The following is a 17,716-nucleotide window of genomic DNA, read 5'->3' on the forward strand; positions in this document are numbered from 1 at the left end:
GGCGCGGGCCTAGGGGCAGCAGCGGGGGGCTGTGGGCTCAGCCCTTCGGGAGGGTCGCGAGGACCTCGTACGCGTCCTGCGTGCGCGTGGCCGTCAGGGTGCCGCCCAGGCTGCGCACGCGCTCGCACATGCTCGCCGTGCCCGAGCCCGCCGAGACGGGGGCCCTGGCCGGGTTGCGCCGCGCCAGCCCGTTGCGGACGGCGATCCGCAGCTGCGGCCCGTCCGCCGCGATGGACACCTCGATGGTCTCGCCGCGCGCGTGCTTGGCGGCGTTGGTGAGGCATTCCTGCACCACCCGGTAGACCGCCGCCTGGCGCAGCGGCGACAGGCCGTGCACGTCCGGATCCAGGTCGAGCCGTACGGGCGAACCGGCACGCCCGCTCTCCTCCGCGAGCGCCGCCAGCCCTTCCACGCCCGGGGTGGCCGTCCGCTCCCCGCGCTGCACGATGATCTCGTTGAGCACCAGGTGGGCCCGGCGGGCGGTGTCGGCGAGCTCCTCGAAGTCTGATCCGTACGCCGTCTCGCGCGAGCGCATCGACAGCACCTCGGAGCGGACCGTCAGCAGGGTCAGCTCGCGCCCGACGAAGTCGTGGACGTCGCGGGCGACGGAGGTCCGCTCCTGCTGGACGGCCTGCAGGACGGCGGATTCGGCGCGCCGGGTGTCGAGCTCGCGCACGAGGTCGTGGCGGTAGGCGGCGATGCCCACGGCCGAGGCGAGGACCCCGATGGGCACGACGAGGCTGAGGAAGGAGCTGAGCGTCTCGGCCCGGGACAGCGGCCAGCCCGGCACGCAGAAGAACAGGCACACCACGAAGGCGAGGTAGCCGAGGGTCGCGAGGACCCCGGCCCGGCGCCCGCGGAAGCGGCCCACCGAGTACAGCGCGAACTGGATCAGGGTCAGCTCGTGCAGCCAGCCGATGAAGAGCAGCGCGGCGAGGTACGAGACCCAGGGCAGCCGGCGCCGCACCAGCAGGGTGGAGCAGCCGAGCGCCAGGACGACCGCCGCGGCGGGCCCGCTCAGGGAGTTGTCGGCGGCCGCCAGGCCCGGCAGGTCGAGCGCCATCAGGCCCAGGCAGCTGAGGGCCGCGAGCAGGTCCATCGCGCGCGGGGAACCGGCCCAGCCCTGCGCGAGCCGGCGGCCGAAGGCCAGGAGCCGGTGGGGCGCCGAGGGGGCGGGCGTGACGTGCATGCCCTCCATCATCCGTGGTCGGCACCCTCGAATCCGGGGCGCCAGGACCCGAGAACGCGTGATTTAGGGCACTTCGGACAGGCCGGAGGTCCCCCGGCCCGGAGGCCTTCCCGCTCTACCCGGGGCTGCCCGGACGCTCGTAGCGTCGGGAGAATGACCACCCATCGGGGCACCGCCACCCCTCGGGGCACCGCCCTGCTCCTGCTGATCGGCGGCCTCATCGGCACCCTGGCCTCCGGCGTCCTCACCTACGACCGCATCCGCACCCTGGAGGACCCGCTCTTCACCCCGGGCTGCAACGTCAACGCGGTGCTGAGCTGCGGCGACGTGATGACCACCTGGCAGGGCAACCTGCTGGGCTTCCCCAACATGCTGCTCGGCCTCGCCGGCTTCGCGGCCCTCGCCGGGCTGGGCACGGCCCTGGTCGCCGGGGCGCTGTTCCCCCAGTGGCTGTGGCGGGGGCTGTGGGCCGGGATCGCGGCCGGGTTCGCCTTCACGGTGTGGCTGATCAGCCAGTGCCTGTACGTGATCGGGGCGCTGTGCCCGTGGTGCATGGTCGTCTGGGCGGTGATGATCCCGCTGTTCTGGTACGTCACCCGCCACCTGGCCCCGGCCGGCTCCCGGCTGCGGGCGATCCCGCACTGGCTGGTGCCGCTGGCCGCCTACGGGGTGGTCGCGGCGCTCATCCTGACGAAGTTCGCCGCCCGGCTGCTGTGACGCCGGGCCCCCTCCGGGGAACAGATACCGCGAAGGCCCCCACGTCGACCGACGGCGTGGGGGCCTTCGCTTGCGTCCTACGGGAGCCGTCAGCCCTCGGGCAGCGCTGCCAGCTGGGCCTGGAGGCGGACGATGTCGTCCTCCGCCTTGGTCAGGCGACCCTTGATCTTGTCCACGACGTTGTCGGGGGCCTTGGCGATGAACGCCTCGTTCCCGAGCTTCGCCTCGGCCTGCTGCTTCTCCTTCTCGGCGGCGGCCAGGTCCTTGCTCAGCCGCTTGCGCTCCGCCGGGATGTCGATCGTGCCCGACAGGTCGAGCGCGACGGTGGCGCCGGCGACCGGCAGGGTCGCGGTGGCGCTGAAGGCGTCGCCCTCCGGCTGGAGGCGCAGCACCTGGCGGATGGCGGCCTCGTGGGCGGCCAGCGTGGTGGCGGACAGGTCCAGGCGGGCCGGGACCTTCTGCTTGTCGTCGAGGCCCTGCTCCTTGCGGAACCGGCGGACCTCGCGGACCAGGCTCTGGACGCCCTCGATCTCGGCCTCGGCGGCCGCGTCGCGGAAGCCGCTGTCCTTCGGCCAGTCGGCGATCACGAGGGACTCGCCGCCGGTCAGCGTGGTCCACAGGGTCTCGGTGACGAAGGGGACCACCGGGTGCAGGAGGCGCAGCATGACGTCGAGGACCTCGCCGAGGACCCGGGCGGAGGCCTTGGCCGGCTCGCCGCCCGCGAAGAAGGTCGTCTTCGACAGCTCGACGTACCAGTCGAAGACCTCGTCCCACGCGAAGTGGTAGAGCGCCTCGCTGAGCTTCGAGAACTGGTAGTCCTCGTAGAAGGCGTCGGCCTGCGCGACCGTCTCGTTCAGCCGGGACAGGATCCAGCGGTCGGTCGCCGACAGCTTCTCGACCGGCGGCAGTTCGCCCTCGATCGTGGCGCCGTTCATCATCGCGAAGCGGGTGGCGTTCCAGATCTTGTTGGCGAACTTGCTGGAGGCCTGGACCCAGTCCTCGCCGATCGGGACGTCGACACCCGGGTTGGCGCCGCGCGCCAGGGTGAAGCGGACCGCGTCGGAGCCGTACTTGTCCATCCAGTCCAGCGGGTTGACCGCGTTGCCGAAGGACTTCGACATCTTCTTGCCGCGCTCGTCGCGGACCATGCCGTGCAGGGCGATGGTGTGGAACGGCGGGGTGCCGTCCATCGCGTACAGGCCGAACATCATCATCCGGGCGACCCAGAAGAAGAGGATGTCGTAGCCGGTGACCAGGACGGCGTTCGGGTAGAACTTCGCCAGGCTGTCGGTCTGCTGCGGCCAGCCGAGCGTGGAGAACGGCCACAGGCCAGAGGAGAACCAGGTGTCCAGGACGTCCGTGTCCTGGGTCCAGCCCTCGCCGCTCGGCGGCTGCTCGTCGGGGCCGACGCAGACGATCTCGCCGTTCGGGCCGTACCAGACGGGGATGCGGTGGCCCCACCAGAGCTGGCGCGAGATGCACCAGTCGTGGAGGTTGTCGACCCAGTCGAAGTAGCGCTTCTCCATCTCCTGCGGGTGGATCTTGACCTGGCCGTCGCGGACCGCGTCACCGGCGGCCTTGGCGAGCGGACCGACCTTGACCCACCACTGGAGCGACAGGCGGGGCTCGATGGTGGTCTTGCAGCGCGAGCAGTGGCCGACGGAGTGCGTGTACGGGCGCTTCTCGGCGACGATCCGGCCCTCGGCGCGCAGCGCGGCGACGATGGCGGAACGGGCCTCCAGCCGGTCCTGGCCCAGGAAGGGGCCGTGGACGGTGATGACGGCGTGCTCGTCCATGACGGCGAGGTTGGGCAGGCCGTGGCGCTGACCGATCTCGAAGTCGTTCGGGTCGTGCGCCGGGGTCACCTTGACGGCGCCGGTGCCGAACTCGGGGTCGACGTGCTCGTCGGCGACGACCGGGATGCGGCGGCCGGTGAGCGGCAGCTCGATCTCGGTGCCGACGAGGTGCTTGTAGCGCTCGTCGTCGGGGTGGACGGCAACAGCCGTGTCACCCAGCATCGTCTCGGCGCGGGTCGTCGCGACGACGATGGACGCGTCACCTTCCCCATACCGGATGGAGACGAGCTCGCCCTCGTCGTCCTGGTACTCGACCTCGATGTCGGAGATCGCGGTGAGGCAGCGCGGGCACCAGTTGATGATGCGCTCGGCGCGGTAGATCAGCTCGTCGTCGTAGAGCTTCTTGAAGATGGTCTGGACGGCCTCGGACAGGCCCTCGTCCATGGTGAAGCGCTCGCGCGACCAGTCGACGCCGTCGCCGAGGCGGCGCATCTGGCCGGAGATCTGCCCGCCGGACTCGCCCTTCCACTGCCAGACGCGCTCGACGAAGGCCTCGCGGCCCAGGTCGTGGCGGGACTTGCCCTCCTTCGCGAGCTCGCGCTCGACGACGTTCTGGGTGGCGATGCCCGCGTGGTCCATGCCGGGCTGCCACAGGGTCTCGTAGCCCTGCATGCGCTTGCGGCGGGTGATGGCGTCGATGAGCGTGTGCTCGAAGGCGTGCCCCAGGTGGAGGCTTCCGGTGACGTTCGGCGGCGGGATGACGATGGCGAAGGGAGGCTTGTCGCTCTTCTCGTCCGCCTCGAAGTACCCACGCTCTACCCAGCGCTCGTAGAGCTTCCCCTCTACATCGGCCGGCGCGTACGAAGTCGGCAGTTCGGAGTAGGGGCTGCTGGGTGTCTGCGTGTTCTCGGTCACGGGGCACAGTTTAGAGCGGTAACAGTCCAGTCATGAAACCGGCTTTCCCAGGACCCGGCGCCCTGAGCGCCTCCGGCTTCCGTCAGGATGTGTGGGACGCATAAACAACCTCATGGGGGGACGTGGGATGAGCTACAACCAGCCGGGACCGTACGGGGGCCAGCAGCCGCAGCAGCCGGGGCCTTACGGACAGCAGCCGCAGCAGCCGAACCCGTACGGCCAGCAGCCCGGCCCCTACGGCCAGCAGCCCGGCGCGCAGCCCGGCTACGGATACCCGCAGCAGGCCCCCCAGGGAGTTCCCCAGCAGGGCTACCCGCAGCAGCAGCCCGGCTTCCCCCAGCAGCAGCCCCCGTACGGCGGCTACCAGCAGCAGCCTCCGTACGGCGGCGGGATGCCCCCGCAGCAGCCCCCGAAGAAGTCGAAGGCCGGCGTCATCATCGGCGTGTTCCTGGCGGTTGCCGTGATCGGCGGCGGCGCGTACTGGTTCCTGGGCTCGGGCGCCGGCAACGGTGACGTCTCCGCCTCCACCAAGGGCTACAAGATCGTCCCGCCGGCGTCGGTGAACGACTTCAAGAAGCCCACCAAGCCCGGCCCGTCCAAGAAGATGGACGACGAGGAGAAGACGCGGATCGAGGCGATCGGGATCAAGAACCCGACCAAGGTCGCCCAGGACTACGAGATCTCCGACCCGGCCAAGCCGCTGGAGAGCAAGCAGCTCAGCTTCTCCGGGTTCTACGGCGAGATCGCGGACCCCGCGAAGACCCTCGACTCCTCGTTCGCGATGTTCAAGGCCTCCAGCACGCAGGAGAAGGACAAGGACGCCGACGTCCAGTTCATCGGCTCCCCGGAGACCTTCCAGCCGGCCGGGTTCAGCGGCGCGCTGATGAAGTGCCAGGAGATGAAGATCGTCTCCAAGAAGCCCTCCACCAACCCGCTGGAGCCCAAGGAAATCACCTTCCCGGTGTGCATCTGGACCGACTACAGCACCATGGGCGTGACCACGACCATCGACATCGCCAAGATGATGACCGGCGGCAAGGGCTACACCCTGGCCCAGACCGCCGAGCTGGACGCGAAGCTCTACAACACGGCGCGCGCCAAGAACTAGCCGCCGGCACCCACCACACATGAGGAAGGGCGCCCCCGGAGCGGGGGCGCCCTTCCTCATGTGGCACGTCTGCCGAATGCTTACGCCGACTTCTCGTGCGGGCCCTGGTCCTTCGGGACGATCCGCGGGACCAGCGTCGGGTTGACGTTGGAGCGGACGACGTCCGAGGTGATGACCACGCGGGCCACGTCCTTGCGGGACGGGACCTCGTACATCACCGACATCAGGACCTCTTCCATGATGGCGCGCAGGCCGCGCGCGCCGGTCTGGCGGAGGATCGCCTGGTCGGCGATGGCTTCGAGGGCCTCGCGCTCGAAGTCCAGCTCGACGCCGTCGAGTTCGAACAGCCGCTGGTACTGCTTGACCAGCGCGTTGCGCGGCTCGATGAGGATCTGGAGCAGGGCCTCGCGGTCCAGGTTGTGCACGGAGGTGATGACGGGCAGACGGCCGATGAACTCGGGGATCATCCCGAACTTCACCAGGTCCTCCGGCATGACCTCCTGGAACTGGTTGCTCGCCTCGATCTCGCGCTTCGAGCGGATGGTCGCCCCGAAGCCGATGCCCTTGGCGCCGGCGCGGGATTCGATGATCCGCTCCAGGCCGGAGAAGGCGCCGCCCACGATGAACAGCACGTTCGTCGTGTCGATCTGGATGAATTCCTGGTGCGGGTGCTTGCGGCCGCCCTGCGGCGGTACGGAAGCGGTCGTGCCTTCCAGGATCTTCAGGAGGGCCTGCTGCACGCCCTCGCCGCTCACGTCGCGCGTGATCGACGGGTTCTCGCTCTTGCGGGCGACCTTGTCGATCTCGTCGATGTAGATGATCCCGGTTTCGGCCTTCTTGACGTCGTAGTCGGCCGCCTGGATCAGCTTGAGCAGGATGTTCTCGACGTCCTCGCCGACGTACCCGGCCTCCGTGAGCGCCGTCGCGTCCGCGATGGCGAACGGGACGTTGAGCATCCGGGCCAGCGTCTGGGCCAGCAGCGTCTTGCCCGAGCCCGTGGGGCCGAGCAGGAGGATGTTGGACTTCGCGAGCTCGATCGCGTCGTCCTTGCCCTGCGCGCCGCCGTTCTCGCCGGCCTGGACGCGCTTGTAGTGGTTGTACACCGCGACGGAGAGCGCCTTCTTCGCCGGCTCCTGGCCGACGACGTAGCTCTCCAGGAACTCGTAGATCTCGCGGGGCTTGGGAAGTTCTTCCCAGCGGACCTCGGAGGTCTCCGCGAGTTCCTCTTCGATGATCTCGTTGCAGAGGTCGATGCACTCGTCGCAGATGTACACACCGGGTCCCGCGATGAGCTTCTTCACCTGCTTCTGGCTCTTTCCGCAGAACGAGCACTTGAGCAGGTCGCCGCCGTCACCGATGCGTGCCACGAGGTGCTTCCCCTTCGCCTGGGAGACGCCTGGTTCAGCGCTCCTGGTGCCTCATATCCGACGGTACCTTGCCGGGGGCCCCGTGCGGGGCCCCCTTGACGTGGTTCACATCGCCCAATGCGGCGACGTGCCCGCGCCAACTGGCGGCAAGGATCAGTTCGAAGTCTTACGGGTCGCGACGACCTGGTCGATCAGGCCGTACGCCAGCGCGTCCTGGGCCGTCAGGATCTTGTCGCGCTCGATGTCGTCGCGGATCTTCTCGATCGGCGTCGAGGAGTGCGTGGCCAGCATGTTCTCCAGCTGGTCGCGCATGCGCAGGATCTCGTTGGCCGCGATCTCCAGGTCGGAGAGCTGCTCACGGCCGGTGCCGCCCGAGGGCTGGTGGATCAGCACGCGGGCGTTCGGCAGCGCCATGCGCTTGCCGGGCGCGCCGGCGGCGAGCAGGACCGCGGCGGCGGAGGCCGCCTGGCCCATGCAGACCGTCGAGATGTCCGGCTTCACGAACTGCATCGTGTCGTAGATCGCCGTCAGCGCGGTGAAGGAGCCACCGGGGCTGTTGATGTACAGGTAGATGTCGCGGTCCGGGTCCATCGACTCCAGGCACAGCAGCTGCGCCATGACGTCGTTGGCGGAGGCGTCGTCGATCTGCACGCCGAGGAAGATGATGCGCTCCTCGAAGAGCTTCGCGTACGGGTCGTACTCGCGGACGCCCTGCGAGGTGCGCTCGACAAAGCGCGGGATGACGTAGCGGTTGTCCACCGGCGCGCCGGTGTAGAGGCCGCTCGCGGGAGAGAGGTTGTTCATGTGCATCTGGGTGTTCACCATCCTGGTGGCGTTCTGCGGGCTGAGGCTTGCCTGGTGCGGGCGGGCGCAGGGGTCCCCGTACGGGACCCCGTACGCCGGGGCCGGGATCAGGCCCCGGTGCCGCCGCCGCCCGGGACCAGCGACGCGGCGGAGATGATCTCGTCGATGAGGCCGTAGGCCTTGGCCTCTTCCGCCGTGTACCAGCGGTCGCGGTCGCCGTCGCGGATGATCGTCTCCACGGTCTGGCCGGAGTGGTGCGCGGTGATCTCAGCCATGCGCTGCTTCGTGCGCAGCAGGTACTGGGCCTGGATCTTGATGTCCGAGGCGGTGCCGCCGATGCCGGCGGAGCCCTGGTGCATCAGGATGTCGGTGTTCGGGAGCGCGAAGCGCTTGCCCGGGGTGCCGCCGGTGAGCAGGAACTGGCCCATCGAGGCCGCCATGCCCATACCGATGGTGACGACGTCGTTCGGGATGTACTGCATGGTGTCGTAGACCGCCATGCCCGCCGTCACCGAGCCACCGGGGCTGTTGATGTACAGGTAGATGTCCTTCTCCGGCTCGGCGGCCAGGAGCAGGAGCTGCGCAGTGATCTTGTTGGCGATGTCGTCGTCGACCTGCTGGCCGAGGAAGATGATGCGCTCGCCGAGCAGCCGGTTGTAGACATGGTCGCCGAGGCCGCCACCGATGGACGGCTCACCCGCGGCGTAAGGCTTCAGATTCGTCACGTATCCACCTGCTCGTCTCCGACGGCCATGTGCCGTCTCAGCGTCTCGTTCTGGGGCGCGGACCTGCCGTGCGGACGATGTCCACCGGCGTCGGGTACTCCCGTGCCCTCGTATTCATGGACCCTAACGCGCAGCTAGGACAACGCCATCCCGCTTCCCGAACTGTTCGCTCGGAGCGCAAGGTCACAGGCCCTTCCCGGAAGGCCTCCCGGAGGGGGGCCCGCGGGAAGGCCGAAGGGCCCGGACGCGATGGCGTACGGGCCCTCCGGGCCGTGCTCTGGTGCTGCTCGGTGGGGGTGACCCCGGGTGTTACTTGGCTTCGTCGGCCGCGATCTCGCCGTCGGCCTCGACGACGTTCTCGACGGTCTCGGCGGCCGTCTCCAGCTCGTCCTCGTCGTCGGAGAGGTCGACGACCTCACCGTTGGTGTCGGTGACCTTGGCGGCCTCGACGACGGCCGCGAGGGCCTTGCCGCGGGCGACCTCGCCGACGAGCATCGGAACCTGGCCACCCTCGACGACGGCCTGGGCGAACTGGTCGGGGGACATGCCGGAGGAGGCGGCGCGACGCATGAGGTGCTCGGTGAGCTCCTCCTGGTTCACGTTCAGCTTCTCCTTGTTGACCAGCTCGTCGAGGACGAACTGGGTCTTGATGCCCTTGATCGCCTGCTCGGCGGTCTCGGCGTCGAACTCCTCGACCGTCTTGCCCTGGATCTCCAGGTACTTCTCGATGGTGAGGCCCATCTGGCCGAGCTGGTGGTGCTCGAGGTTGTGCTTGCGGGTCTGGACCTCGTCCGCGAGGAGCTTCTCGGGGATCGGGACCTCGACGAGCTCCAGCAGCTTCTCCAGGACGCGCTCCTGGGCCTGCGTGGCCTGGTCGTACTGCTTCATGTTCTCGAGGCGCTTGCGGCTGTCCGCCTTCAGCTCTTCGAGGGTGTCGAACTCGCTCGCCATGCCGGCGAACTCGTCGTCCAGCTCCGGCAGCTCACGGGCGGAAACCTTGGTGACCTTGACGGTGACCTCGGCGTCCTTGCCCTCGGCGGAGCCGCCCTTCAGCTGGGAGGTGAAGGTGGCCTCGCCACCGGCCTCCAGGCCCTTGACGGCCTCGTCGATGCCTTCGAGAAGCTCGCCCGAGCCGATGGTGTAGGAGACGTCCTGGGCGACACCGTCCTCCAGCACCTCGCCGTCGACCTTGGCCTCGAGGTCGATGGTGACGACGTCGCCGTCCTCAGCCGCGCGCTCGACGTCCTTGGTGGACGCGAAGCGGCCGCGCAGCTGCTCGACGGACTTCTCGACGTCCTCGTCCGAGACCTCGACGGCGTCCACGGTGACCTCGATGCCGGAGTAGTCCGGGATCTCGATCGCGGGACGGATGTCGACCTCGGCGGTGAAGGCCAGCAGTTCGCCGTCCTTCAGCTCGGTGATGTCGACGTCGGGCTGGCCCAGCGGGTTCAGGTCGGCCTCGTTGACGGCCTCGGTGTAGAACTTCGGGAGGGCGTCGTTGACGGCCTCCTCCAGCACCGCACCGCGGCCGAAGCGCTGGTCGATGACGCGGGCCGGGATCTTGCCCTTGCGGAAGCCCTTCACCGTGACCTGCTGGTTGATCTTCTTGTAGGCCGCGTCGAGGCTGTCCTTGAGCTCCTCGAAGGGCACCTCAACAGTGAGCCGAACCCGAGTCGGGTTCAGGGTCTCCACGGCGCTCTTCACGGTTCGGTCTCCTTGTGGCTGACTGCTGGGGGTCTCCGCTCATCGCCGCGGTCTAGCGGTTCTCAGCGGATCGGGCCCGGTACATCAGACACACGGGCACGCAGCTTGCATAGTAGCCGCAAGCGGCAATCAGCCCACAACGCGATCATCGACGCGGTCCCGGAGAGGGGATCGCGCGATCCTCCTGCTGGTCGGGGTGGCCGGATTCGAACCGACGACCTTCCGCTCCCAAAGCGGACGCGCTACCAAGCTGCGCCACACCCCGTCGGTGCGACACGTAGGGTACATGCCCGAGGACCCTCCGCCGTGCGGAGTTTCGGCGAAAGGGGCGGCCGGGGGCCGCTGCGATGCCGTCACGGTGCGGGGCTCAGCCACACGCGGGCGCGAAATGCTGTGTGCGATCCCCCGCTGGGACCCGCTAGGATGCTGTTCGTGCCGCGGTCCCCGGACCTGCGTCGCACGTGCTGCGGGTGTAGCTCAATGGTAGAGCACTAGTCTTCCAAACTAGCTACGCGGGTTCGATTCCCGTCACCCGCTCAGAGACGCAAAGGGCCAGGTCAGAGGATGTTTCCTCGACCTGGCCCTTCGTCGTTCCCGTGCTCTGCGATGCCGGTTCCCGTCAGGCGCCGCGGACGGCTCAGGGCCAGGGCCGAGGATGTTTCCTCGGGCCTGGCCCTGATGTGTTTCCCGGGGGCGCCGGGTCAGAGTTTGATGCCTGCGATCGTGTCCGCGAGGGAGTTCAGGAAGCGGTTGACGTCCGGGGCGATGGAGCTGGACGCGAGGAAGAAGCCGAAGAGGACCGCGACGATCGCGGGGCCGGCCTTGAGGTGGCCTCCGCGGATGAGCACCACGAGGATGATCGCCAACAGGACTACCACTGACAGCGAAATGGCCACTTCTGATCACACCTTCGGTCGTCCCCTGGTCGGCCCGGGGCACGGCCGTGCGCACCCCCACATGGTCCATCCTCCCACCAACGCGCCCCGGCTATCCGTCTCGTGACGAAGAGACGGTGGCGCTTTTGCGTCAGGGCGCGGTGAGGCCCAGGAGGGAGCGGGTGTATCTGTACTTTGCGGACAATCTGTCGCGGGTGGGGCCGTCGAGGACCGCGAGGCGGGCGGGGTCCGCGTTGTGGGCCAGGTCGGCTTCCTTGACCAGGAGGGCGCCGGGGGTGGCGAGGATCCGGGCCGTGTACGCCTCGACCGGTTCGCCGGGGCGTTTGGTGACGGCCAGGACCATGTCCTTGACGGATTGCGGGAGTCCGGCCGATTCCAGCCAGGCCGGGGTGAGGGCTTCGTCCTCGATCGCGTCGTGGAGCCAGGCCGCCGCCTGCTGTTCGGCGGTGCCGCCGCGGGCGCGGACGCCCTCCGCGACGGCGGCGAGGTGTTCCGCGTACGGCCGGCCGGCCTTGTCGGTCTGGCCCTCGTGCGCGCTGCGGGCGAGGGCCTCGACCTCGATGAGGGTGAGTGGGTCGCTGGTCATCCGAGCTCCTTCGCCGCCGTATGGAGCGCCTGGGCGATCCGGCGCACATCCGCCTGTGTGGTGCGCCAGTTGGAGAACGCCGCGCGCAGGGCGGGGGTTCCCGCGTACGTCGTGGGGGTGACGAACACCTCGGGTCCGGCCGCTTCGCGCAGGGCCGTGAGGCGGGCCGGGGTGGGGGAACGGGTGAGGGTGAAGCAGACGACGTTCAGGCGGACCGGGGCGAGCACCGTGAAGTACGGGTCCTGTGTGAGGGATTCACCGAGCGAGTGGGCGCAGGCGATGTCCCGTTCCACGATCTCGCGGTGGCCCTCGCGGCCGTAGGCGCGCAGCGTGAACCAGGCGGCGAGGGCGCGCAGCCGGTGGGAGTTCTCCGGGGTGAGGTGCACCAGGTCGGGGTCCTCGCCGAGGGGGCCGAGGTAGGCGGCGGCGTTCTGGAACACGCGGGCCTGCAGGTCGCGGCGGCGGGTGAACTGGACGGCGCTGTCGTAGGGGACGTTGAGCCACTTGTGCAGGTCGACGCAGACGGAGTCGGAGGCGTCGAGTCCTTCGGTGAGGTGGGCGTGGGCCGGAGAGAGGGCGGCGAAGGCGCCGAAGGCGGCGTCCGTGTGGAGCCAGAAGTCGTGGCGTTCGCGCAGGGCGGCGATGGCGCGGAGGTCGTCGAAGTCCACGGTGTTGACGGTGCCGGCGTTGGCGACGACCACGGCGGGCCGGCCGGGCGCATCGGCGAGGGCGCGGTCCAGGGCGGCCGGGTCGACGGCCTCGCGGCCGGGCAGGGTCGGTACGGGTACCAGGGAGGCGCGGCCGAGGCCGAGGACGGAGAGGGCCTTGGCGATGGAGGAGTGCGGGGCGCCGGAGAGGACGCGGACCGGACCGAGGGCGGCCGCGCCGTCCTCGGCCGGGGAGACGCCGAGGCGTTCGCCGAGCCATTCGCGGGCGATGGCCAGGCCGGTGGTGTTGGACATCGTGGCGCCGCTGACGAAGGTGCCGGTGTGGGCGGCGGAGAGGTGGAAGAGCTCGCGGAGCCAGGTGACGGTTTCGCGTTCGAGGTCCTGGCCTCCGCCGTCCAGGGCGGAGTTGGAGTTCTGATCGTGGGCCGCGGTGAGCCAGTCGCCCGCGAGGGCGGCGGGGGTGGCGCCGCCGGTGACGAAGCCGAGGTAGCGGGGGCCGGCGGAGGCCGACAGCCTCGGCTCCCAGCGCTCCGCGAAGGCCGCGAGGGCGGCCATCGTGCCGGCGCCGTGCTCGGGGAGCGGCGGGGTCGGCTCTGCCGCCGGGTGGGGCGGCGGTACCGGTACGACCGGACGCGCGTCGAGTGCTGCGAGGGTTGCGGCGGCGGCGTCGCGAGTGGCGTCGAGGAGCTCGGGGAGGCGGGCCAGGTCGGCGGCGAGGGTGCGGTCCATGGGGGCACGGTAGGGGTCGCCGCGCCCCGGCGGACCGGCCAATCGGGGGCGAGTGGCCCGGGGCCCTCGGGTTCCGCCCCCGACCCCGCGCCTCAAACGCCGGCGAGGCTGGATTCGGCCGGCGTCAGCCTGTGCGCGCGGGCCGCGCGGCCCTGCGCGGCCGGGTGGCGGGGGTGGGAGCCCTGGGAAAGTGGGCCCGCAGGGTCGGGTGGTGCGGAGGCTCGGGATCGGCTTGTGGACGGTGGTGCGGCGGTGATCGTGTGGCTCAATGGGCCCTTTGGCGGTGGGAAGACGCAGACCGCGTACGCCCTGCACCGGCGGGTGCCCGGGAGCGTGGTGTGCGATCCGGAGCACGTCGGGTTCGGGCTGCACCGGATGATGCCGCCCGCGCTGCGCGGGGACTTCCAGGATCTTCCGGCGTGGCGGCAGGGTGTGTTCGAGGTGCTGGACCTGGCGGCGCGGGAGCATCCCGGTGTGGTGATCGTGCCGATGACCGTCACCGATGCCGGGTACTTCGCCGAGACGGTGGGGCGGCTGCGCGAACGCGGACACGACGTGCGCCACTTCGCGCTGCTGGCCGAGCGGGCGACCGTACTGAGGCGGCTGCGCGAGCGGGGGCTGGGGCGCGGGCTGAAGCGGGAGAGCTTCGCGGTGGCGCGGCTGGACGGGTGTCTGGAGGCGCTGCGGGCGCCGGAGTTCGCGGAGCGGGTGGACACCGACCGGATCGGGGTGGCCGAGGTGGCCGAGCGGGTTGGCGCCTGCGCCGGGCTGGCGTTGGCGCCGGACACCGACGGCGCGCTCCGGGGGCGGATCCGGCGCGCGCTGGTCGGCGTACGGCACATCAGGTTCGACTGAGGCGCAGGGCTCGGCGGGCCGGGAGGGTTGTGGCGGCCAAGGTCAGGGTGATGGCGGCTGCCGCGAAGGAGGCGTAGAGCGCGGGCGGGACGTAGGGGGCCGTGCCCGTCATCGCTTTCGTCAGGGGGAACAGGGTGGCCAGGGCTATCGACGAGCCCAGGGCGATGCCCGCGCCGCTGACCAGGAGGGCTTCCCAGCAGAGCATCCGCAGGATCTGGCGGCGGGTGGAGCCGATCAGGCGGAGCAGGTGGAGCTCGCGCCTGCGGTCCAGGACGGTCATGACCAGGGTGTTGGCGGCGGCGACGGCCGCGAAGCCGCCGAGGACGGCCGCCATGGTGGTGTTGGCCCAGGCGTTGAGCCGGCGGTCCACGCTCCGCTCGGAAGTCCAGGCGGCGGCGGACAGGACGGGGCCGAGGCCTTCGGGGGCCGGGCCGCGGACCAGGAGTTCCGTCGGGCGGCCGGCGGTGGTGTGGCCGGCCAGGTCGGTGGCGGGGAGGGTGACCTCGCCGAGGCCGAGGCCTCGGGTGTAGACGGCCACGATCTCGGGGGAGGCCCGGGTTCCGTCGGGCATGCGCAGGTCGATGCGGTCGCCGGTCCCGGTGTGGGTGGCCTCGGCCAGGGTGCGGTCGATGGCGACCGCGCCGGGGGCGAGCCGGGAGAGGTCCCCCGAACGGACGCCCAGGTCCTGGACTTTGGTGAGGTCCCCGGCGACGCCCTGCGCGGAGGCGGTGTGGAAGGTCCGGTCGCCGCCGGAGCCCACGACGGTGAGGACGGAGGTACGGGTGAGGGCGACGGCCCCTGCCGCGACGGCCCGGTCGACGGCCGCCTCGTCGACGGCCGCCCGGTCCGTGGCGCCGTGCGGGCCGGCCCCGCCGATGGGCACGACGTGGTCGGCCAGCAGTCCGGCCTCCTGTTGCTGCCGTACGGCCCGGTCCTCGCTGGTGTGGAGGAAGACCAGGGTGGAGGAGAAGGCCATGGCGAGCACGATCGGGGTCATGGCGGAGGCGAGACGGCGGGCGTGCGTACGGGAGTTGGCGGCGGCCAGCTCGCCGGGCGCGCCGCCCGCGCGGAGCGGGAGCCCGAAGAGGGCGGCGCAGGCGCGGGCGATCAGCGGGCCGAGCAGGGCGACGGCGAGCATGAAGAGCATGACGACGCCGAGGGCGGCGTTGGCGGCGTCCGGGCCGCTGCTGGTGGCGGCCAGGCTCGTGCAGGCGGCGCCGCCGGCCAGGGCGGCGAGGCCGAGCGGGGTACGGATCCACCCGGGCCGCAGCCGTTCCACGGCGGCCGCGGCGAGGGCCAGGCCGGGGCGGATGCGGGCGGGGCGGCGGGATGCGGCCCAGCCGGCGATCAGCGCGGCGGCCAGGGCGAGGCCGGTGGCGCTGACCAGGGGGATCCAGGAGACGGCGAGGTCGATCCCGGCCGGGACGGCGCCCTTCGCCTTGAGCTGCCCGAACCACCAGGATGCGAGGGCGATGCCGGGTACGCAGCCCAGCGCGCCCGCGACCGGGGCGACGAGCAGGGCTTCGGTGGCGACCGTACGGCGGATCTGGCGCGGGGTGGCTCCGACGGCGCGCAGCAGGGCGAACTCGCGGGAGCGCTGCCCGACGGAGAGGGCGACGGTGCCCGCGGCGGTGAAGACGGCGACGAGCGTGGCGATCCCGCCGAAGGAGCCGCCGAGGCCGGTCAGCACCCCCTTGGCCCCCTCGAGCCGGGCGTCGAGGGCGCGGGCATCGCCGGTCAGCACCTGGGCGCGGCCGTCGACGGCCGCCCGGGCCTGCGCCGCGTCGGCCCCGAACAGCACGATGGCGTCGAGCGCGTCGGGGTGTCCGGACAGGGTCCGCGCTTCGGTGTCGGCGAACCAGGCTCCGGGCCGGTCGGCGCGGCCGACGACGCGGAACTCCCGGGGCCCGGCGGGGGTGTCGAGCGTGACCCGGTCCGGGCCGTCGGCCCCGCCCAGGACGACGTCGCCCGGGGCGGCCGGAGCACGGCCCGCGCGGAGCCCCGTAGGGCTGAAGGCGGTGGAGCCCCAGCCGGAGGCGTCGAGCGTGCGGCCCGCTGCGTCCCGTACGGGGAACACCACGTCGGGCACCGCCCGCCCCAGCGGAGCCAGTCGCTCCAGCAGGGCGGCGTCCACCCGGGCCCGGTCCGGGAGCGGGGCCGCGACCTCGTAGGCGCCGTCGCCGCGGCCCATCCGCAGGCGGGCCTGCTGATCGGCGGCGACGACGACGGGGGCTTCGGCGTACCGCGTCGGCGGGGTGCTCGCGCGGGCCCCGGTCTCCAGCAGGATCCCGCAGGCGGAGACGATGGCGACGGCCAGGAACAGGGCGACGAAGGTGCCGGCGAAGGCGGCGGGCCGGAACCGGATCACGGCGCGGGCCAGGCCGTTGGAACGGGGGCGGAGCGACATCAGGCGACTGCTCCCGCGTACCGGGGAGCGGTGGGCGAGGTGGGCGAGGTGGGCGCGGTGGGCGCGGTGGGCGCGGTGGGCGCGGTGGGCGCAGCGGATGCGGGCCCGGGCGCGGTCAGGGCCGTCATGCGGGCGGCGATCGTGGCGGCGGAACTGCGCGGGAGGCGGTCGGCGATGAGGCCGTCGGCGAGGAAGAGGACCTGGTCGGCGTGGGCGGCGGCGGCCGGGTCGTGGGTGACCATGACGACGGTGGCGCCGAGGGTGTCCACGGCGCTGCGGAGCAGGCCGAGGACCTCGGTGGCGGTGGTGGTGTCGAGGGCACCGGTGGGCTCGTCGGCGAAGACCACGTCGGGTCGGGTGACCAGGGCTCGGGCGATGGCCACGCGCTGCTGCTGGCCGCCGGAGAGTTCGGCGGGGCGGCGACGGCCCTTGCCCTCCAGGCCGACGCGGGCGAGCAGGTCGGCTGCGCGGGCCTGGCCCTGGGAGGCGGTGCGTCCGCGGCCGCCGGCCAGGCGCATGGGGAGCAGGACGTTCTGCTCGACGGTGAGGGAGGGGAGGAGGTTGAAGGCCTGGAAGACGAAGCCGAGGCGGCTGCGGCGCAGTTCGGTGAGCTCGTTCTCGTTCATGCCGGTGATCTCGGTGCCGCCGAGGCGGACGGAGCCCTCGGTGGGGAGGTCCAGCCCGGCGGCGCACTGGAGGAAGGTGGACTTTCCGGAGCCCGAGGGGCCCATCACCGCGGTGAAGCTGCCGCGGGGGAGGGTGAGGTCGATGCCGCGCAGGGCGTGTACGGCGGTGGTGCCGCGGCCGTACTGGCGGCGGACCGAGCGCAGCTCGACGGCGGGGGTGGCGTCGTAGGCCGCCTCGGCCTGGCCCGGCCGGCCCGGCTGGCTTGCGTGTACCGACTGACTCGGCCGGCCCGCTTGCCCTGTGTGCACCGGCTGCTCGGCCTGCTGCGTCTGCTGTTCGGCCTGCCGCTTGCTGCGCCGGAGCCTCATGGTGTGCCGCCTTCCGTGCCGGTCGACCACCCGGTGGTGATCGTGTCTCCGACGCTACGGAGGGTGCGGTGGTCGGGACCATGACGGGAGCTGGCGGACCGGTGGTGGGGGTAACCCGACCACCGCCCGGGGGTCGGACGGGGCCTGCCGGCCGCGGCATCCGGCGGCACCAGCCCAGGCGCGGGCCGCACCGGCCATGGTTCGGGCCGCACCGGCCATGGTTCGGGCGGCACTGGCCATGGTTCGGGGGCACGT

General features: G+C 71.4%; 14 protein-coding genes and 2 tRNA genes. 4 read left to right on the plus strand and 12 right to left on the minus strand.

From position 1 onward, the window contains the following. Nucleotides 1-37: 37 nt before the first annotated feature. Nucleotides 38-1,189 carry a sensor histidine kinase gene (locus AC3IYI_RS13540; RefSeq protein ID WP_489410414.1) on the minus strand — a complete coding sequence of 384 codons (1,152 nt, stop codon included), beginning with the start codon at nucleotides 1,187-1,189 and terminating at the stop codon, nucleotides 38-40. A 153-nt stretch (nucleotides 1,190-1,342) separates the two neighbouring features. Between AC3IYI_RS13540 and AC3IYI_RS13545 the strand changes: the two genes are divergently transcribed. Further along, nucleotides 1,343-1,906 carry a vitamin K epoxide reductase family protein gene (locus AC3IYI_RS13545; protein ID WP_489410415.1) on the plus strand — a complete coding sequence of 188 codons (564 nt, stop codon included), beginning with the start codon at nucleotides 1,343-1,345 and terminating at the stop codon, nucleotides 1,904-1,906. 89 nt (nucleotides 1,907-1,995) lie between these two features. Here AC3IYI_RS13545 and AC3IYI_RS13550 read toward each other — a convergent pair whose 3' ends face one another. After that, complete coding sequence (locus tag AC3IYI_RS13550) at nucleotides 1,996-4,617, minus strand: valine--tRNA ligase (RefSeq protein ID WP_489410416.1); 2,622 nt, start codon at nucleotides 4,615-4,617, stop codon at nucleotides 1,996-1,998. A 127-nt stretch (nucleotides 4,618-4,744) separates the two neighbouring features. Here AC3IYI_RS13550 and AC3IYI_RS13555 point away from each other — a divergent pair, with 127 nt between their 5' ends. Then, nucleotides 4,745-5,725 (plus strand): hypothetical protein, encoded by a 981-nt coding sequence (locus tag AC3IYI_RS13555; protein WP_489410417.1) that lies wholly within the window; start codon nucleotides 4,745-4,747, stop codon nucleotides 5,723-5,725. Between the two features lie 80 nt (nucleotides 5,726-5,805). On the opposite strand, the gene clpX is transcribed toward AC3IYI_RS13555, so the two are convergent. The 5 genes from clpX to AC3IYI_RS13580 all read right to left on the minus strand — a co-directional run bounded on the left by clpX (nucleotide 5,806) and on the right by AC3IYI_RS13580 (nucleotide 10,590). Then, nucleotides 5,806-7,092 (minus strand): ATP-dependent Clp protease ATP-binding subunit ClpX, encoded by a 1,287-nt coding sequence (gene clpX, locus AC3IYI_RS13560; protein ID WP_327252747.1) that lies wholly within the window; start codon nucleotides 7,090-7,092, stop codon nucleotides 5,806-5,808. A 153-nt stretch (nucleotides 7,093-7,245) separates the two neighbouring features. Beyond that, complete coding sequence (locus tag AC3IYI_RS13565) at nucleotides 7,246-7,917, minus strand: ATP-dependent Clp protease proteolytic subunit (protein ID WP_371615876.1); 672 nt, start codon at nucleotides 7,915-7,917, stop codon at nucleotides 7,246-7,248. 86 nt (nucleotides 7,918-8,003) lie between these two features. Further along, nucleotides 8,004-8,621: an ATP-dependent Clp protease proteolytic subunit gene (locus AC3IYI_RS13570; protein ID WP_250739480.1), complete on the minus strand. Its 618-nt coding sequence runs from the start codon at nucleotides 8,619-8,621 to the stop codon at nucleotides 8,004-8,006. Between the two features lie 309 nt (nucleotides 8,622-8,930). Next, nucleotides 8,931-10,325 carry a trigger factor gene (gene tig / locus AC3IYI_RS13575; protein WP_388500445.1) on the minus strand — a complete coding sequence of 465 codons (1,395 nt, stop codon included), beginning with the start codon at nucleotides 10,323-10,325 and terminating at the stop codon, nucleotides 8,931-8,933. A 188-nt stretch (nucleotides 10,326-10,513) separates the two neighbouring features. Then, nucleotides 10,514-10,590: transfer RNA gene (locus AC3IYI_RS13580), tRNA-Pro, on the minus strand. Between the two features lie 201 nt (nucleotides 10,591-10,791). On the opposite strand from AC3IYI_RS13580, the gene AC3IYI_RS13585 reads away from it, so the two are divergent. Continuing rightward, nucleotides 10,792-10,862 (plus strand) — tRNA-Gly (locus AC3IYI_RS13585). Nucleotides 10,863-11,026: 164 nt separating this feature from the next. Here the strand turns inward: AC3IYI_RS13585 and AC3IYI_RS13590 are convergent. The 3 genes from AC3IYI_RS13590 to AC3IYI_RS13600 form a co-directional block, all read right to left on the minus strand. Beyond that, nucleotides 11,027-11,221: a hypothetical protein gene (locus AC3IYI_RS13590; protein WP_243334860.1), complete on the minus strand. Its 195-nt coding sequence runs from the start codon at nucleotides 11,219-11,221 to the stop codon at nucleotides 11,027-11,029. A gap of 130 nt (nucleotides 11,222-11,351) precedes the next feature. Continuing rightward, the gene (locus AC3IYI_RS13595) at nucleotides 11,352-11,807 is read right to left on the minus strand and encodes an HD domain-containing protein (RefSeq protein ID WP_489410418.1); all 456 of its coding nucleotides are present in this window, start codon (nucleotides 11,805-11,807) and stop codon (nucleotides 11,352-11,354) included. Then, nucleotides 11,804-13,204 carry a pyridoxal phosphate-dependent decarboxylase family protein gene (locus AC3IYI_RS13600; protein WP_489410419.1) on the minus strand — a complete coding sequence of 467 codons (1,401 nt, stop codon included), beginning with the start codon at nucleotides 13,202-13,204 and terminating at the stop codon, nucleotides 11,804-11,806. Before AC3IYI_RS13600 ends, AC3IYI_RS13595 begins: the two co-directional genes overlap by 4 nt. A 252-nt stretch (nucleotides 13,205-13,456) precedes the next feature. On the opposite strand from AC3IYI_RS13600, the gene AC3IYI_RS13605 reads away from it, so the two are divergent. Then, entirely contained in the window at nucleotides 13,457-14,059 is a 603-nt protein-coding gene (locus AC3IYI_RS13605) for an AAA family ATPase (RefSeq protein ID WP_489411523.1), read from the plus strand. Here the strand turns inward: AC3IYI_RS13605 and AC3IYI_RS13610 are convergent. Further along, nucleotides 14,046-16,466, minus strand: coding sequence for an ABC transporter permease (locus AC3IYI_RS13610; RefSeq protein WP_489410420.1), 2,421 nt, complete (start codon nucleotides 16,464-16,466; stop codon nucleotides 14,046-14,048). The genes AC3IYI_RS13605 and AC3IYI_RS13610 overlap by 14 nt on opposite strands. Continuing rightward, the gene (locus tag AC3IYI_RS13615; protein ID WP_489410421.1) at nucleotides 16,466-17,461 is read right to left on the minus strand and encodes an ABC transporter ATP-binding protein; all 996 of its coding nucleotides are present in this window, start codon (nucleotides 17,459-17,461) and stop codon (nucleotides 16,466-16,468) included. Before AC3IYI_RS13615 ends, AC3IYI_RS13610 begins: the two co-directional genes overlap by 1 nt. Nucleotides 17,462-17,716: the final 255 nt, after the last annotated feature.

It is taken from the genome of Streptomyces sp. GL_148, from assembly GCF_057834205.1.

Coding starts and splice junctions, on each gene's coding strand:
- AC3IYI_RS13595 (WP_489410418.1), bottom strand. CDS start 11,807: ATGACCAGCGACCCACTCACCCTCATCGAGGTCGAGGCCCTCGCCCGC.
- AC3IYI_RS13545 (WP_489410415.1), top strand. CDS start 1,343: ATGACCACCCATCGGGGCACCGCCACCCCTCGGGGCACCGCCCTGCTC.
- AC3IYI_RS13565 (WP_371615876.1), bottom strand. CDS start 7,917: ATGGTGAACACCCAGATGCACATGAACAACCTCTCTCCCGCGAGCGGC.
- AC3IYI_RS13600 (WP_489410419.1), bottom strand. CDS start 13,204: ATGGACCGCACCCTCGCCGCCGACCTGGCCCGCCTCCCCGAGCTCCTC.
- AC3IYI_RS13610 (WP_489410420.1), bottom strand. CDS start 16,466: ATGTCGCTCCGCCCCCGTTCCAACGGCCTGGCCCGCGCCGTGATCCGG.
- AC3IYI_RS13555 (WP_489410417.1), top strand. CDS start 4,745: ATGAGCTACAACCAGCCGGGACCGTACGGGGGCCAGCAGCCGCAGCAG.
- AC3IYI_RS13615 (WP_489410421.1), bottom strand. CDS start 17,461: ATGAGGCTCCGGCGCAGCAAGCGGCAGGCCGAACAGCAGACGCAGCAG.
- AC3IYI_RS13540 (WP_489410414.1), bottom strand. CDS start 1,189: ATGCACGTCACGCCCGCCCCCTCGGCGCCCCACCGGCTCCTGGCCTTC.